Source organism: Cupriavidus necator (assembly GCF_040578825.1).
Taxonomy (GTDB): Bacteria; Pseudomonadota; Gammaproteobacteria; order Burkholderiales; family Burkholderiaceae; genus Cupriavidus; species Cupriavidus necator_E.
In genome coordinates, this window is record NZ_JBEFLI010000084.1 from 1 (window position 1) to 16,127 (window position 16,127).

At 67.2% G+C, this 16,127-nt stretch carries 15 protein-coding genes; 7 read left to right on the forward strand and 8 right to left on the reverse strand.

Features of this window, described 5'->3' with window-relative positions:
• The coding region (locus tag AB1I47_RS28990) for a PhoX family protein (RefSeq protein ID WP_354687133.1) at positions 1-1,631 on the forward strand (1,631 nt) is incomplete at its 5' end.
• A 115-nt stretch (positions 1,632-1,746) separates the two neighbouring features.
• Here the strand turns inward: AB1I47_RS28990 and AB1I47_RS28995 are convergent.
• From AB1I47_RS28995 to AB1I47_RS29015, 5 genes are all read right to left on the reverse strand, one after another.
• Complete coding sequence (locus AB1I47_RS28995; protein ID WP_354687134.1) at positions 1,747-2,007, reverse strand: YfhL family 4Fe-4S dicluster ferredoxin; 261 nt, start codon at positions 2,005-2,007, stop codon at positions 1,747-1,749.
• A gap of 67 nt (positions 2,008-2,074) precedes the next feature.
• Positions 2,075-2,560 (reverse strand): pantetheine-phosphate adenylyltransferase, encoded by a 486-nt coding sequence (gene coaD / locus AB1I47_RS29000; RefSeq protein WP_354687135.1) that lies wholly within the window; start codon positions 2,558-2,560, stop codon positions 2,075-2,077.
• Between the two features lie 192 nt (positions 2,561-2,752).
• The gene (gene rsmD, locus AB1I47_RS29005) at positions 2,753-3,319 is read right to left on the reverse strand and encodes a 16S rRNA (guanine(966)-N(2))-methyltransferase RsmD (protein ID WP_354687136.1); all 567 of its coding nucleotides are present in this window, start codon (positions 3,317-3,319) and stop codon (positions 2,753-2,755) included.
• A gap of 277 nt (positions 3,320-3,596) precedes the next feature.
• Positions 3,597-4,997: a M16 family metallopeptidase gene (locus AB1I47_RS29010; protein ID WP_354687137.1), complete on the reverse strand. Its 1,401-nt coding sequence runs from the start codon at positions 4,995-4,997 to the stop codon at positions 3,597-3,599.
• A gap of 9 nt (positions 4,998-5,006) precedes the next feature.
• Entirely contained in the window at positions 5,007-6,569 is a 1,563-nt protein-coding gene (locus AB1I47_RS29015; RefSeq protein WP_354687138.1) for a M16 family metallopeptidase, read from the reverse strand.
• 218 nt (positions 6,570-6,787) lie between these two features.
• Between AB1I47_RS29015 and ftsY the strand changes: the two genes are divergently transcribed.
• The gene (ftsY, locus tag AB1I47_RS29020; RefSeq protein WP_354687139.1) at positions 6,788-7,981 is read left to right on the forward strand and encodes a signal recognition particle-docking protein FtsY; all 1,194 of its coding nucleotides are present in this window, start codon (positions 6,788-6,790) and stop codon (positions 7,979-7,981) included.
• A gap of 136 nt (positions 7,982-8,117) precedes the next feature.
• Here the strand turns inward: ftsY and maiA are convergent, their stop codons facing one another.
• Positions 8,118-8,765 (reverse strand): maleylacetoacetate isomerase, encoded by a 648-nt coding sequence (maiA, locus tag AB1I47_RS29025; protein ID WP_354687140.1) that lies wholly within the window; start codon positions 8,763-8,765, stop codon positions 8,118-8,120.
• Between the two features lie 4 nt (positions 8,766-8,769).
• Complete coding sequence (locus tag AB1I47_RS29030; protein WP_354687141.1) at positions 8,770-9,471, reverse strand: fumarylacetoacetate hydrolase family protein; 702 nt, start codon at positions 9,469-9,471, stop codon at positions 8,770-8,772.
• Positions 9,472-9,712: 241 nt separating this feature from the next.
• Here AB1I47_RS29030 and AB1I47_RS29035 point away from each other — a divergent pair, with 241 nt between their 5' ends.
• The 5 genes from AB1I47_RS29035 (at position 9,713) to ybiB (ending at position 15,112) form a co-directional block, all read left to right on the forward strand.
• On the forward strand, positions 9,713-10,354 hold the full coding sequence (locus tag AB1I47_RS29035; RefSeq protein ID WP_354687142.1) for an ANTAR domain-containing response regulator: 642 nt from the start codon (positions 9,713-9,715) through the stop codon (positions 10,352-10,354).
• Between the two features lie 404 nt (positions 10,355-10,758).
• The gene (locus AB1I47_RS29040; protein WP_354687143.1) at positions 10,759-12,069 is read left to right on the forward strand and encodes a CmpA/NrtA family ABC transporter substrate-binding protein; all 1,311 of its coding nucleotides are present in this window, start codon (positions 10,759-10,761) and stop codon (positions 12,067-12,069) included.
• A gap of 61 nt (positions 12,070-12,130) precedes the next feature.
• Complete coding sequence (gene ntrB, locus AB1I47_RS29045; protein WP_354687144.1) at positions 12,131-13,036, forward strand: nitrate ABC transporter permease; 906 nt, start codon at positions 12,131-12,133, stop codon at positions 13,034-13,036.
• A 26-nt stretch (positions 13,037-13,062) separates the two neighbouring features.
• Positions 13,063-13,866: an ABC transporter ATP-binding protein gene (locus AB1I47_RS29050; RefSeq protein WP_354687145.1), complete on the forward strand. Its 804-nt coding sequence runs from the start codon at positions 13,063-13,065 to the stop codon at positions 13,864-13,866.
• Between the two features lie 223 nt (positions 13,867-14,089).
• Entirely contained in the window at positions 14,090-15,112 is a 1,023-nt protein-coding gene (ybiB, locus tag AB1I47_RS29055) for a DNA-binding protein YbiB (protein ID WP_407935929.1), read from the forward strand.
• Positions 15,113-15,194: 82 nt separating this feature from the next.
• Here the strand turns inward: ybiB and AB1I47_RS29060 are convergent, their stop codons facing one another.
• The gene (locus AB1I47_RS29060) at positions 15,195-16,073 is read right to left on the reverse strand and encodes a pirin family protein (protein WP_354687147.1); all 879 of its coding nucleotides are present in this window, start codon (positions 16,071-16,073) and stop codon (positions 15,195-15,197) included.
• Positions 16,074-16,127: the final 54 nt, after the last annotated feature.

Consider the following 16,127-nt stretch of genomic DNA (forward strand, 5'->3'; position numbering starts at 1 on the left):
CGCCCGCCCCGGCCCCCGCTCCTGCTCCGGTCACCCCGAGCTACGAAGTCACCTTCGAGCCGGTCGCCAAGTCGACCGCCGATGCGGTGGTCGTGCCCAACGGCTACAGCGTCGACGTGCTGTTCTCCGCCGGCGATCCGGTGGAAGCCGGCGCCACCGGCTATGCCGGCGCCTTCCAGTCCTCGGCCGAGACCGAGCGCCAGGCCGGCGGCAACCACGACGGCATGCATTTCTTCGAGCTGCCCGGCGTCGATCCGCAGAAGGGCGGCCTGCTCGCCATCAACCACGAGCTGCCCGACTACAGCATCCTGTTCCCGACCGCGTACAGCGCCGCCACGGCCACGCCCGAGCAGAAGCGCATCGCGCTGTCGGCCGTCGGCATCTCGGTGATCGAAGTGGAACTGGCCGCGAGCGGCAAGTGGCAGGTCAAGCGCGACTCGATCTTCAACAAGCGCTACACCGGCAACACGCTGTACCGCGTGGGCGGTCCTGCCGCTTCGGTGGTGGGCGCGACGGTCGTCGGCATGCTCAACAACTGCTCCAGCGGCCATACGCCCTGGGGCACGTACCTGACCTGCGAAGAAAGCACCGACAACTACATCGACCCGACCCAGGCCGACAACGGCTACGGCTGGGTGGTGGAAGTCGATCCGTACGGCACGCTGGGCTCGCCGGCCAAGCGCACCGCGATGGGCCGCTTCGACCATGAGAACGTCGCCTTCCTGACCGACGCCAACAACAACGTCGCGTTCTACATGGGCGACGACGGCACGCCGGGCTGCATCTACAAGTTCGTGCCGAGCAAGGCGTTCGACCCCAACAACCGCGCCGCCAACGCCAACATCCTGGACACCGGCACGCTCTACGTGGCCAAGTTCAACGCCGACGGCAGCGGCCAGTGGATCGAGCTGTCGCAGGGCAAGAACGGCCTGACCGTGGGCGCTTCGGATCCGGGCAACTGGACCCAGTCGGCCGTCTCGCCGGCGCCGACCACCGTCGACTTCACCACCCAGGCCGACGTGCTGATCAATACCAAGTCGGCCGCACGCGTGGCCGGCGGCACGCTGATGGACCGCCCCGAGTGGATCACGGCGGCACCGGACAAGACGCTCTACTGCACGCTGACCAACAACGGCGGCCGCCAGCAGACCGACGCCGCCAACCCGCGCGTGAACAACCTGCACGGCCATATCGTCAAGTGGAACGAAGCCGGCAATTCGCCGCTGGCCACCACGTTCACCTGGAGCATCCTGCTGCAGGCCGGCGACCCCTCGCTGGCCACGGCCAACCTGAAGGGCAATATCAACGGCGACACGTTCTCGAGCCCGGACGGCCTGCGCGTGGACCCGAAGGGCCGCCTGTGGGTGCAGACCGACTCCAGTACCAGCGCTACCTACACCACCACGTTCGGCAACAACAGCATGTACTACATCTCGCCGACGGGGCAGTCCAAGCGTTTCCTGGTGGGCCCGACCGGTTGCGAGATCACCGGCATCGCCTACACGCCGGACCTGACCACCTGCTTCATCAACATCCAGCACCCCACCGGCAAGTGGCCGGACGCCGCCAAGCCGGCGCGCTCGTCCACCATCGTGGTGCGCCGTACCGACGGCAAGCCGGTGGGTGCGTGACCGGGCAGTACCGTAAGTTGTAGTAAAGGGGAAAAGTTAAACCCCCGTCACCTCGCGGTGGCGGGGGCTTTTTTGTGCCTGTGATGAGGCGCGGGCGGCGCTCAGGTGGTCGCGCTCAGGCCGCGTGCTTGGCTGCCGTCAGCAGCCGGTAACGCTGCATCAGCACTTCCTGCGTCTCGACCCGGTTCGGGTCCTTGGGAATGCAGGCCACCGGGCAGACCTGCTGGCATTGCGGCTCGTCGAAGTGTCCGACGCACTCGGTGCACTTGTTGGGGTCGATTTCGTAGATCTCGGGCCCCATCGAAATGGCTTCGTTCGGGCACTCCGGTTCACAAACGTCGCAGTTGATGCAGTCGTCGGTGATCATCAGCGCCATGGTGTTTCCTTCCTGCGGACACGCCCGCGCCCGACTGGCCGCGGTCTGACGTGTCTGAAGCCGTATTTTATTCCGGTTTGCCGATTTTCTCTTGGAGCCAGCGTTCCACCGACGGGAACACGAACTTGCTGACGTCGCCGCCCAGCACCGCGATCTCGCGCACGAACGTGCCGGAGATGAACTGGTACTGGTCCGACGGGGTCAGGAACATGGTTTCCACGTCCGGCAACAGGTAGCGGTTCATGCCCGCCATCTGGAACTCGTACTCGAAGTCGGACACCGCGCGCAGGCCGCGCACGATCACGCGCGCATTGTTCTTGCGCACAAAGTCCTTGAGCAGGCCGGAAAAGCCTTCGACCCGCACGTTGGGATAGTGCCCGAGCACTTCACGCGCGATGCTGATGCGCTCGTCGAGCCCAAAGAACGGGCGCTTGTTGGGGCTGTGCGCCACGCCTACCACCAGTTCGTCGAAGATATTCGACGCCCGGCGGACCAGATCCTCGTGTCCCCGGGTCATTGGATCGAAGGTGCCGGGATAGACCGCGATGACCATACTTCCTCCTTGATCTGCCCGCTGCCGGCCCTGGTGGGCCGCCTCGTTCGCCGGCCGGACCGGCGCGGGGCTGCGTCGCGAGCGTTGTGACAGCGGCGTAGTGTAACCCTAAATGCGCCACTTGGAAGGCGCTGGGCGCTCCATTTTGCGGCACTGCAACGTAAGTGGCCGCCCTGCTTCAGGGCATCCGGGTCATCCGGCCGCGCCGTTGCCCGGGCTGCGATGCTGCAACAGGTGGAAATGCACCGCGCCGGCGCGCGCATGCCGCACGATCTCGAGCGAGGCCGGCACCGGCGCATCGGCGCCGGTCAGCGCATGGTCGGTCTCGACATAGACCGCGCCACCGGGCCGCGACAGCCGTGCCGCATGCTCCAGCGCGGGGCCGAGCCAGTCCTCGGCAAAGGGCGGGTCCAGGAAAATCACGTCGAAGCTGGCATCGGGCATCTGGGCCGCGACGGCAAAGGCATCGCCCTGCACCACGCGCACCTGGCTGGCATCGAGCCGGTACTGGTTGTCGCGAAGCTGCCTGGCCACCCGCGCGTTGAACTCCACCAGCGTGACCGCGGCCGCGCCGCGCGAAGCGGCCTCGAAGCCGAGCGCGCCGGAGCCGGCGAACAGGTCCAGGCATTCCATGCCGGACAGGTCCTGGCCGAGCCAGTTGAACAGGGTCTCGCGTACGCGGTCGGGGGTCGGCCGCAGTCCCTGGGCGTCGGGCACGGGCAGCAGCGTACGCTTCCAGCGTCCGCCAATGATGCGCACCTGCGACGGCGCCTGGCGCGGGGCTGGGCGGGGTGCGGGACGGGGTGCCGGCGATGCGGCGGAGCGCCCGCCAAGGCTGGCGGACTCGGGCCGTCCGCCGGGGGCGGTGGAATCGGGTCGCCCGCCAAGGGCGGTGGAATCAGGTCGCCCGCCAAGGGCGGGCGAGGGCAATCGGGAACGCGAATTCATCCCGTGATTGTAGAGCCTGTGGGCCGTTGTGCCGCATGCATCCGTGTGCGCCTGCGCATCGACAAACCCGTTGCGTGGGGTGTTTGCGTCACTGCCTGGCCGCCGTCGCCGGCGAGGAGACCGGGCCGCCGACGATCACCGTCGCCATGCCGTCCGGCCGCACGTGGCGCTGGAAGGCTGCCCGGACATGCTCGCGCGTAACCTTGCCGATCTGGGCGGTCCAGGTGTCGAGGTAATCCAGCGGCAACCCGTACCAGCCGATATTGGCGACATTGGTCAGCAGCTTGCGGTTGTTATCGATGCGCAGCGGAAACCCATTGATCAGGTTGTCCTTGGCCGCGCGCAGCTCTTTGTCGGTCGGACCCTCCGCAACAAAGCGCGTCAGCACCTGGCGCACCAGCGCCAGGGCCTCGTCGGTCTGCGCCTTCTTGGTCTGCAGGCTGATGCCGAACGGCCCCGGCTGCTTGGAGGGCGCGAAGTAGCTGTCGACGCCATAGGTCAGGCCGCGCTTCTCGCGCACCTCGTCGGTCAGGCGCGAGCTGAAGCCGCCGCCGCCCAGCACGTAGTTCCCTACCAGCAGCGCGAAATAGTCAGGATCGCCGCGCGCGATCGACGGCTGGCCGAGGGCTACGCTGGCCTGCTGCGCGGGATGCGGAACGCGCTGCTCGCTGGCGGCGATGTTGAGCTTGACCTGCGGCAACGCCGGCGCCGCGCTGCCCTGGGGCAACCCGCGCGTGAGCTGCTCGGCGATGGCCTCGGCCTGCTTGCGGTCGACCGCGCCGATCAGCGTCACCACCGCGCGCTGCGCGCCGTAGTTGTCGCGCCAGAACTTGACGATATCGTCGCGTTTGATCGACTCCACGCTGGCCGGCGTCGCCGCCACGCCATAGGGGTGGTCGGGGTACATGGCCTTGGCCAGCGCCTTGTCGGCGATCACGCCGGGCTTGGTATCGGCTTCGCGGATGGCGGTGATCAGGCGCTGCTTCTCGCGGCCAACCACGGCGTCAGGGTAGGTCGGCGCCTTGATCAACTGGGCGGCCAGCGCGACCGACTGCTCCAGCTCGGGCTGCGCGGTCAGCGTGCGCAGGCCGATGCCGCCGCGGTCACCGCTGGCAGCGCCGCCGAACGCGGCACCGGTATCGGCAAAGGCGTCGGCGATCTGGGCCTCGTCGCGCCCCGGCTGGCCATCCTGCGCGGCGGCGCCCTTGTCGAGCAGCGCTGCGGCCAGCGTCGCCAGGCCGGACTTGCCCGGCGGGTCATAGCGGCTGCCGGCGTCGAAGTCGATATTGATATCGAGCATGGGGATCGACGGGCTATGCACGAAGAACACCTTCGCGCCGGTCGATGCGGTCCAGTGCTCGATCGGGATCGCGGCCTGCGCCAGTTGCGCGGCCAGCAGCACGGCGGCGCCAAGCGCGGCGCCGGCCAGTTTGCGCAGCGCGCGCTGCGGCGCGTGCACGGAAGCAAATGCGGTGACGAAGTAAGACATCGCCTTTCCTCAGTGGCGCAGGCCCGACGGGGCCTGGGACTTGGGCTTGTTCGGGTCGATCGGCTGCGGCACCAGCGTGGCCACGGTCAGGTTGTCGTCGTTGAAATACTTGGCGGCGACGGCCTGCACCTGCGCCGGCGTGACGGCCTTGATCTTGTCGAGCATGCGGTCGATGTGGCGCCAGGAGATATCAGAGATTTCGGAAACCCCGATCTCCATGCCCTGCCCGAACACCGAGTCGCGCTTGTAGATCTGTCCCGCCACCACCTGCGCCTTGACGCGCTTCAGTTCCTCCGGCGACACGCCTTCCTTCGCGATGCGCTGGATCTCGGCACGCAGCGCGCGCTCGATCTCGTCAGTGTTGTGGCCAGTTGAGGGCGTGCCGTCGAGCACGAACAGCGACTCGCCGCGGTTGACGCTGTCGTAGCCGACGTTGACGTCGTCGGCCAGGCGCTGCTCGCGCACCAGTTCGCGCGTCAGGCGCGCGTTGTCGTAGCCGTTGAGCACGGCCGCCAGCACCTCCAGCGCATAGGGATCGACATCGTTCTCGACATCGCGCAGCCGCGGCACCTTGTAGGCCATCACCATGTACTGGTTCTCGGCCGGCGCCTTGACCCAGATGCGCTTGATGCCCTTCTGCGCCGGCTCTTCCTGGTCCTTGCGCAGCGGCAGCGTGCGCGGCTTGATCTTGCCGTAATAGCGCTCGGCCAGTGCGCGCACTTCCTCCGCCTTGACGTCGCCGGTGACGATCACCAGCGCGTTGTTCGGCACGTACCAATGGCGGTACCAGTCCTTGACGTCGTCCACGCGCATATTGACCAGGTCGTCCATCCAGCCGATCACGGGATGGCGATACGCCGCGGCGGTGTAGACGGTGGCCAGCAACTGCTCGTAGACGGTGCCGCGCGCGGAGTCGTCGGTGCGCAGGCGGCGTTCTTCCATCACCACCTTCATCTCGCGCTCGAACTCGTCCTTCCTGATGATGAGGTTGGCCATGCGGTCAGCCTCCAGCTCCATCATCCTCGGCAGGTATTGCTTGCCGATCTGCTGGTAGTACATGGTGAAGTCGCGGTTGGTCATGGCGTTCTCGCGCCCGCCCAATGCCGCCACCTGCCTGGAGAACTCGCCCACGCCGACCTTGGGCGTACCCTTGAACATCATATGCTCGAGCATATGCGCCACGCCGGTGGTGCCGCTCACCTCATCGATGCCGCCGACGCGGTACCAGACCTGGTGCGCCACCGTGGGCGCGCGGTGGTCTTCCTTGACGATCAGCCGCAGGCCGTTGGAGAGCCGGTATTCGGTCGTGCCCTGCGCGGTGGCGCCAGCCGGAGCGGTCTGCGCGGAGGGCATCGGCGATGCCACCACGCCCTGCGCGCCGGCCGGCAGCGACCACGGCAGCAGGGCCAGCAGCAGCGTGGGAACGACACGCCGCGCGTGATGCGCGGCGATGGCGGAAAGTGATGTGATTCGTGGTACGGTGGGCGGGTGTGAGAGGCGCAGGAAGCGCCTTTTGGTGCGTGCCCGGGCGCCTTGTGCGCCCGTGGCGGTCAGGACAGCGCAAGTGTTCATGCGACCCCGTCTGCTAGAATTTTGCCGATCGATCCATGTGTGCATGCCTGCGCCCACGGATCTGCCATGTAGCGAACTATACGCAATCGCCGGCCGGGACCACAACGCTTTCTCCCCGGCCACCGCGACGCCTGCGTAAGCCCTTGATTATTAACCGGTCGCCTGCCGGCATTGGCTGCCGCCAGCGGTATCGGACCCGGTATTGACTCCATTCCCCAATGTTTAGTTTCTGGAAGAAGCGCAAGGCCGAGCCGGCGCCCGAGCCCGTCGAGGCTCCGGCCCCCGCTGAGGCGCTGGCGCCGCCACCTGCTCAGGTAGCCGCACCTGCGCCCGTCCCCACTCCGACTCCCGCCCCTGCGCCCATCCCGGCGCCGACGCCGGTCCCGGTTCCGGTGCCGACCCCGGTCCCCGGACAGGTGCCTGCGCCGCCCGCTGCGCCCGTGGCCTTCACCGCGCCGCCGGCTGCGGCCGAGGCGCTGGAACTGATCCCCGCGCCCGCCCCCACCGCCGAGGCCAGGCAAGGCTGGATGCAGCGGCTGCGCACCGGCCTGTCCAAGACCAGCCGCAACATCGGCACGCTGTTCGTCGGCGTCAAGGTCGACGAGGACTTGTTCGAAGAGCTTGAAACCGCGCTGCTGATGGCCGATGCCGGCGTCGAGGCCACCGAGTACCTGCTGGCCGAGCTGCGCAAGCGCGTCAAGTCCGAGCGCATCGAATCGGCCGAAGGCGTCAAGGCCGCGTTGCGCGCGCTGCTGACCGACCTGCTGCGCCCGCTGGAAAAAACCATGGCGCTGGGCCGCGAACAGCCGCTGGTGATGATGATCGCGGGCGTCAACGGCGCCGGCAAGACCACCAGCATCGGCAAGCTGTGCAAGCACTTCCAGCGCTACGACCAGAAGGTGCTGCTGGCCGCCGGCGACACCTTCCGCGCCGCCGCGCGCGAGCAGTTGACGATCTGGGGCGAGCGCAACAACGTCACCGTGGTGGCACAGGAAAGCGGCGACCCGGCAGCGGTGATCTTTGACGCGGTCAACGCGGCCAAGGCGCGCGGCATCGACATCGTGATGGCCGATACCGCCGGCCGCCTGCCGACGCAGCTGCACCTGATGGAAGAGCTGAAGAAGGTCAAGCGCGTGATCAGCAAGGCCATGCCGAGCGCACCGCACGAAGTGCTGCTGGTGATCGACGCCAATACCGGCCAGAACGCCCTGCAGCAAACCCGCGCGTTCGATGATGCGCTGGGGCTGACCGGGCTGATCGTCACCAAGCTCGACGGCACCGCCAAAGGCGGCATCCTGGCGGCGATCGCGCGCCAGCGGCCGGTGCCGGTTTATTTCATTGGCGTGGGTGAGAAGGTGGAAGACTTGCAGCCGTTCAGGGCGGATGAGTTTGCCGAGGCGCTCCTGGGGTGAAGTGGCAACACAAAGCGGAGCCGATGTCTTTGGGTGCTCCCAAGCCGCCCGCGCTTGCCTAAGCAAGGTGTTCGCCCTCTCCCGCAAGCGGGAGAGGGGGGCTTGCTGCTAGCGCTGCAGTCCTGCAAGCCAACGCCTACTCCGCATCGGGCTGCGACTTCGGCTCCGCCTTCCGGAACGCCTTCTGCTCCATGCACGCCTCATAGATCTTCGCGATCGCCGGGTAGCGGCTCACGTCGATATTGAAGCGCTGCGCATTGAACACCTGCGGCACCAGGCAGATATCGGCCAGCGTCGGCGTATCGCCAAAGCAGAAGCGCCCGGTCTTGCCGCCACGCTCCAGGTTGGCCTGCAGCGATTCGAACCCCAGCTCGATCCAGTGGCGATACCACGCGTCCTTGACCTCGTCGCTCGCGCCCACCGTGTGCTTCAGGTACTTCAGCACGCGCAGGTTGTTGAGCGGATGGATCTCGCACGCGATTTCCTGGGCCAGGCCGCGCACGTAGGCGCGGTCCAGCGCCGTGCCTGGCAGCAGCTTCGGCTCGGGATGGACTTCGTCCAGGTATTCGACGATCGCCAGCGATTGCTGCAGCACGTGCTCGTCGTCGACCAGCGCCGGCACCAGGCCATCCGGGTTGACCGCACGGAACTCGGGCTTGAGCTGCTGGCCGCCTTCTTTCAGCAGGTGCACTGGCACGTATTCATATGGCAGGCCCTTGAGCTCCAGCGCGATGCGCACGCGGAACGAGGCCGAGCTGCGGAAGTAACTGTAAAGCTTGAGCATCGGATCAGACTACCTTGATGGTGAGATCGCCCACGCCGCCGACGTGGCACTGCATGACATCGCCCTTGACCACGGGGCCCACGCCCTCGGGCGTGCCGCTGTAGATCAGGTCGCCCGGCTGCAGCGCAAAGAGCTTCGACAGGTACGACACCATCTCCGGCACCGACCAGATCAGGTCCGACAGGTCGCCACGCTGCTTTTCGACACCGTTGACCGACAGCGTCACCTCGCCCTTCTCCGGATGGCCGATGGCCGAAACCGGCACGATCGGGCCGATCGGCGCGGACTGGTCGAAGGCCTTGCCGGTCTCCCAGGGGCGGCCGGTCTTCTTCGATTCGTTCTGCAGGTCGCGGCGGGTCATGTCCAGGCCCACGGCATAGCCGAACACATGCTCGGCGGCCTTTTCCACCGGGATATCGCGGCCGCCCTTGCCGATGGCGACTACCATCTCCACCTCATAGTGGCAGTTGCCGGTGCCCGGCGGGTACGGGAAGGTGCCCTCGGTGCCGTCGGCGACGTAGCTGACCGCGTCGGCCGGCTTGCAGAAGAAGAACGGCGGTTCGCGGTCGGGGTCCGAGCCCATTTCGCGGGCGTGCGCTGCGTAGTTGCGGCCGACGCAGTACACGCGCCGGACCGGGAAGCTAGCGTTGCTGCCACGCACCGGCACGCCAACGGGGGCCGGCGGGGCGAACACGAATTCGGTCATGCATCTCTCCAGATTTATTCTGATCAGTGCCACGGCGCGGGAGGCAGGGTGCAGCCCTGCGGCGTCGCCAGCAGACGCGCCCGGCGCGGCAGGGCAACAGGATACACCGCCGAAGTTGGCTGCGTACGGCGGCATACAATGAAGCGAGGGCCCCGCGCAGACGCACTGCACCGACCTGGCGCAGCCTGACCGCCGCCACCCGGCGCGAATCTTGCATGGCGCACTGCAACAGAGCCAAGCCATGACCCGACGCCATCCGCCCCCATCGCCCCCGACGCATGCCCCATCCGCCACCGGAGGCCGGGTGCTGCGCATCCTCCTTGTGCGCGATCCGCTCGATGCCAACCCGCTGAATGTGGAGACGATCCGCAGCGGCCTGGTCAGCGCCGGCTTCACCGAGATCCAGATCGTCGATGCCGACCTGCGCCTGCCTGACGTGATCACCGCCACGCAGCCCGACATGCTGATCATCGCGTCAGAGTCCGCCGCGCGCGACACCATCGAGCACGTCTGCGTCTCGACCCAGCACGCGCCGCGGCCCATCGTGCTGTTCACCGACAACGACGACAGCCAGCGCATCAAGGCCGCGCTGACGGCGGGCATCACCGCCTATATCGTCGACGGCCTGCGCGCCGAACGCGTCAAGACCGTGCTCGACGTCGCCTACGCGCGCTTCGAGCTCGACCAGCAACTGCGCGCCGAACTCGACGCCACCAAGCTCAAGCTGGCCGAGCGCAAGGTGGTCGAGCGCGCCAAGGGCCTGCTGATGCAGGCGCGCGGTATCAGCGAGGAAGAGGCCTACAAGCGCCTGCGCAGCATGGCGATGGAGCGCGGCCTGAAGCTGGTGGACGCGGCCCAGCGCGTGCTCGATGTGATGGGCTAAATGCCATCCCATCGTGCATCGGCCGCACGGGGCCGGTGCATTGCACAATGCTGGCGCCGCTGCAGCGGTGCCGCACTTCTCCCCTCCCTCCTGGCTCCTTCCGTTCGCCCCCCTCCTTGCGACGCATCCGAGACCGCGCGCACCGAGTCCGGACATTTCTCACCAAATCGAATCGTCGCCGCATCCTGATGGGCGACATTTGCCCGCAAATGCTGCGCCGCACAGAGCTGGCATACGCCTTGCGTTATCCAGGTATCGGCCAACGGCGGCCGATCGACAATTCAGGCGGACACGGCCAACGCGGGCCGTGCCACGCCACGGACAACGGCGTCCCTGCGATGCACCGGTCTTCTGGCGAAGCCGGCTGCGGAAGGGGACGCTTTTTTCTTTTTTGGAGCCATGCAATGCCCTCTCGCCTCAGGTTTGCCAAGCCGCTGCACGCTGCCGTGCACGTTTCCGACGCTGCCGCTGACGCAGTGCCGGCCAGCCGTGGGCGCCGCCGGGCGCTCGCCACCATTGCCGGCGCCAGCGTGATGACGCTGGTCGATCCGCTGGTGCGTGCGGGCGCATGGGCAGCGGGCTCCGACGCACCGGAGAAGACCGACGTGCGCATCGGCTTTATTCCGCTGACCGATTGCGCGTCAGTGGTGATGGCCGCCACGCTCGGGCTCGACAAGAAGTACGGCATCAAGATCACGCCGACCAAGGAAGCGTCGTGGGCCGGCGTGCGCGACAAGCTGGTCAATGGCGAGCTCGACGCCGCGCACGTGCTGTACGGCCTGATCTACGGCGTGCAGCTCGGCATCGGCGGCCCGAAGAAGGATATGGCGGTGCTGATGAACCTGAACAATAACGGCCAGGCCATCACGCTGTCGTCCAAGCTGGCGGAAAAAGGCGTCAAGGACGGCGCCAGCCTGAAGGCGCTGATGATGAAGGAAAAGCGCGACTACACCTTCGCGCAGACCTTCCCCACCGGCACCCATGCGATGTGGCTCTACTACTGGCTGGCGGCCCACGGCATCAACCCGATGCAGGACGCCAAGGCCATCACCGTGCCGCCGCCGCAGATGGTGGCCAATATGCGCGTCGGCAATATGGACGGCTTCTGCGTGGGCGAGCCCTGGGGCGCGCGCGCGATCGCCGACAAGATCGGCTTCACCGCCGAGACCACGCAGGCAATCTGGAAGAACCACCCGGAGAAGACGCTCGGCACCACTGCCGAATTCGTGCAGAAGTACCCCAACACTGCGCGCGCGATGGTGGCCGCGGTGCTGGAGGCATCGAAGTTCATTGACGCGTCGGCCTCCAACCGCCGCAAGACCGCCGAGACCATCGCCGCCAAGTCCTATGTCAACACCGACATGGACATCATCCTGGACCGCATGCTGGGCCGCTACAACAACGGCCTGGGCAAGACCTGGGACGACCCCGACGCGATGAAGTTCTACCAGGACGGCAGCGCCAACTATCCGTACCTGTCCGACGGCATGTGGTTCCTGACGCAGCACAAGCGCTGGGGCCTGCTGAAGGAGCATCCGGACTATCTCGGCGTGGCAAAGCAGGTGAACCGCATCGACGTCTTCAAGCAGGCCGCCACCGCGGCGCAGGTGCCGCTGCCCAAGAGCGACCTGCGCAGCGCCAAGCTGATCGATGGCGTGGTCTGGGACGCCAAGGACCCGAAGGCCTACGCCGATGGCTTCAAGATCAAGGCCTGACGAAGTTCGGGCCGCTACTTCCCCAATGATCCGCAGTGCCCCTGAGAACAAGGAGCCAGACGTGAATGCCATCGCCCATACCGCGCCCGAAGGCGCAACCCTGGCCGCCCCGGCCGACCCTGACATCAAGGAACGGGCTCGCCGGCGCGAGCAGGAACTCGCCGCGCAGGAGCGGCGCGCGCAGCGCCGCGACGCACTCGGCGCGCTGGTGCTGAAAACCGTGCCGCCGGTACTGGGCTTTGCCCTGTTCGTGCTGGCGTGGCACGGCATCGCCACGCTGATCCCGGCGATTCCCACGCCGGGCGCGACGTGGAACGCCGCGGTGCCGCTGTTTGCCGACCCGTTCTACCGCAACGGGCCCAATGACCAGGGCATCGGCTGGAACGTGCTGGCGTCGCTGGCGCGCGTGGCTGCGGGCTTCGGCCTGGCCGCGGTGATCGGCATCCCGGCCGGCTTCGTGATCGGGCGCTTCGCGTTCCTGAACGCGATGACCGCGCCGGTGATCAGCCTGCTGCGTCCGGTGTCGCCGCTGGCGTGGCTGCCGATCGGGCTGCTGCTGTTCAAGGCCGCCAACCCGGCCGCGATCTGGGCGATCTTTATCTGCTCGATCTGGCCGATGGTGATCAATACCGCAGTGGGCGTCACGCGTGTGCCGCAGGACTACCTGAACGTGGCGCGCGTGCTGGATCTGTCCGAGTGGAAGGTGTTCACGCGCGTGCTGTTCCCGGCGGTGCTGCCGTACATGCTGACCGGCGTGCGGCTGTCGATCGGCACCGCCTGGCTGGTGATCGTCGCGGCCGAGATGCTGACCGGTGGCACCGGCATCGGCTTCTGGCTGTGGGACGAGTGGAACAACCTGAAGGTCGAGCACATCGTGATCGCCATCTTTGTGATCGGCATCATCGGCCTGCTGCTCGAGCATGCGCTGCTGGCGCTGGCCAGGCGCTTCAGCTACGGCACCAACTGACACGCGGGACAGAGGGGAGAAAAGCCATGCAAAAGTTCGTCAGCATCGAAGACGTCGGACAGACCTTCAAGACGCGCAAGGGGCCGTTCGTGGCGCTGCGCGATATCAACCTGCAGATCGCCGAGGGGGAATTCATCACGCTGATCGGCCATTCCGGCTGCGGCAAGTCCACGCTGCTGAACCTGATCGCGGGACTGGCCACCCCCACCACCGGCGCGCTGATCTGCGCGGGGCGCGAGATCGCCGGGCCGGGGCCGGAGCGCGCGGTGGTGTTCCAGAACCATTCGCTGCTGCCGTGGCTGACTTGCTTCGAAAACGTGTACCTGGGCGTCGAGCGCGTGTTCGCCACCGTCGAAAACAAGGCGCAGCTCACGGCACGCACGCATGACACGCTGGCGCTGGTGGGCCTGACACATGCCGAGAACAAGTACCCGCACGAGATCTCCGGTGGCATGAAGCAGCGCGTGGGCATTGCGCGCGCGCTGGCGATGGCGCCCAAGGTGCTGCTGATGGACGAGCCCTTCGGCGCGCTCGATGCGCTCACGCGCGCGCACCTGCAGGACGAGCTGATCAAGATCGTCGCGCGCACGCACAGCACCGTGGTGATGGTGACCCACGATGTCGACGAGGCCGTGCTGCTGGCCGATCGCATCGTGATGATGACCAACGGCCCCGCGGCCACCATCGGCGAGATCCTCAAGGTTGACCTGCCGCGCCCGCGCGACCGCGTCGCGCTGGCCGACGACAAGACCTACCACGCCTGCCGCACCGCGGTGCTGGACTTCCTCTACCGCAAGCAGCGCAACCCGGCGCTGCAGGAAGCGGCCTAGTGTCCTGTTCCGTAGATAGCTTGCCAAAATGAAATCGTCCAGTTGGTCGTCAGGCTAGGCGCGAGGAGGCGCCATAGCCGTAGCTATGGCAACGACGAGCAACGACGCATGGCGGCCAACTGGGCGATTTCATGGCAAGGTATTTGCGGAACAGGACACTAGCCCTCGCGCTGGCTGCCACGCCCATCGGCGGCGATGGGCGTGGCGGTGCCGCTCCGCTATCATGAACCCAGAACCGACTCTCCCCCACGCCGCCATGACCACTGCTGCCCCCTTCCCCGCCGCCCGCTATATCAAGGAGATCGGCCGCGGCGTCAACGGCGCCCGCGCGCTGCCGCGCGAGGACGCCCAGACCCTGTTTGACGCCATGCTGGCCGGACGCGTGTCCGAGGTCGAGCTCGGCGCCATCCTGATGGCCTACCGCATCAAGGGCGAGGCCCCGCACGAACTGGCCGGCATGCTCGAGGCCGCCCATGCGCACTGCGAGCCGCTGCCGGGTCCTCCGGATCGCCAAGTGGTGGTGATCCCCAGCTACAACGGCGCGCGCAAGCAGCCCAACCTGGTGCCCCTGCTGGCGCTGCTGCTGGCGCGCGAGGGCATCCCGGTGCTGGTGCACGGCTCGCGCGTATTCAACGGCCGCGTGACCAGCATGACGCTGTTCGAGGCGCTGGGCATTCCGTTGTGCACGACCACCGCCGAGGCTTCGGCGCGGCTGCGCGATGGCACGGACCACGGGCCGCTGGCGGTGCTGCCGGTCGACGTGCTGTCGCCCGGCCTGTCGCAACTGCTGGACCGGCGCACCGTCATAGGGCTGCGCAATTCCTCGCACACCGTCGCCAAGATGCTGCAGCCGGTGGGCGAGCACTCGCCCGCCGAGGGGCTGCGGCTGTACAGCTACACGCATCCGGAATACCGCGAGACGCTGACGGATTACTTCTCGCACGAACCCGCCAACGTGCTGCTGGCGCGCGGCACCGAAGGCGAAGTGGTGGCCGATGCGCGCCGCACCAGCCGCATCGACTGGCTGCATGAAGGGCACCAGCAGACGCTGGTCGATCCTGCCGGGGGCTCGCTGCCCGAGGTGCCGGAGCTGCCGCCTGGCAGCGATGTGGACCAGACCGTGGTGTGGATACGGCGGGTGCTGGAGGGTGTTGTGGCGGTGCCGGGGCCGATCTTGACTCAGATCGAGGCGATTCGCGAGTGCCTGCGCCAAGGGACGCGGGTGACCTGGGCTAGTCCGGTGTGAATAAGGGCTGTGTGAGCTTGCCCCCGCCAAACGAATCCCTTCCAAAACCGCTCTCCTCTTCTGCCTCGGGGGCAGGCTCACCTCAAGGCTTCCTCGGCGGCAACGGAATCCTCTCCGTCTCATCGCCCGGCACCCGCGGAAACTGGTCATCCTCCCACCGCCGCGCCGCCGCCTCGATCGCTTCCTTGCTGCTCGCCACGAAATTCCAGTAGATAAAGCGCCGCCCATCGGTCGGATCGCCACCCAGCAGCATCACCCGCGACGGCGCCGTCGCCAGCAGCGTCGCGCTCTGACCGGGCGTCAGCACCACCATATGCTCCGCCGGCAGCGGCTCACCATCCAGCGTCACCGCCCCATCCACCGGATAGAGTCCGCGCTGGGCGTGCTCGGCCGGGATTTCCACGCTGGCGCCCGCGTCCAGCTCGATTGCCACGTACAGCGTCCGGCTGAACACCTTCACCGGCGAGGTCTTGCCGTAGGCATCGCCGGCGATCACCGTCATGCGCACGCCGGGCCGCTCGATGCGCGGCAGCGTCTCGGCCGGATGGTGGAAGAATGACGGCTCGTCGGCCTCGTGCGATTGCGGCAGCGCCACCCAGGTCTGGATGCCGTGCAGCCGTGCCCCGGCTGCGCGCACATGGTCGGGCGAGCGCTCGGAATGCACGATGCCGTGGCCGGCGGTCATCCAGTTGACGTCGCCGGGGCGGATCGCCTGCTCGCTGCCGAGGCTGTCGCGGTGGATAATCTCGCCCTCGAACATATACGTGACCGTGGCCAGCCCGATATGCGGATGCGGGCGCACATCGGCGCCCTCGCCCGGCGGCAGTTGCACCGGGCCCATATGATCGAAGAAGATAAACGGGCCGACGGTCTGGGTGGCGGCCGCCGGCAACAGCCGGCGCACCGTGAAATCCCCCAGGTCGCGCACATGCGGCTTGAGCAAGTGTTCGATAGCAGACATAACGCCTCCGGTGAATGAGAGAGGCTCGCCAATATGCCAGCGAGCCGCCGCTTG